The sequence below is a fragment of the Leucobacter japonicus genome, assembly GCF_001273855.1.
GTDB lineage: Bacteria > Actinomycetota > Actinomycetes > Actinomycetales > Microbacteriaceae > Leucobacter > Leucobacter japonicus.
In genome coordinates this window covers 1-205 of sequence record NZ_JHBX01000139.1, presented here as the reverse complement: position 1 = coordinate 205, position 205 = coordinate 1, and the positions used below count along the sequence as shown (strand labels likewise).

Here is a 205-nt window from a genome sequence, read left to right as displayed (position 1 = left end):
GCGCGGTTCGAACCGGAGTCCCTCGTCGCCCGCGCGCGGCAGACCGCGTTCCTCGTTCCGGGGCTCGCGATCGAGATCACCGACCGCCGGCCGGAGTCGCTCGACGAATCCGGCGATCCGCCCGTGCACCGCTTCGCCTACGAGGGCGGCATCTCGGAGTTCGTAGATTTCCTTGCGGTCGACGCTCCGCTCACCGATACCTGGC

Annotated in this window: 1 protein-coding gene; it reads left to right on the top strand. The window is 69.8% G+C overall.

Annotation, left to right across the window (positions count from 1 at the left end; all coding sequences use genetic code 11):
* The coding region (locus tag AMS67_RS17680; protein ID WP_162230863.1) for a hypothetical protein at positions 1–205 on the top strand (205 nt) is incomplete at both ends.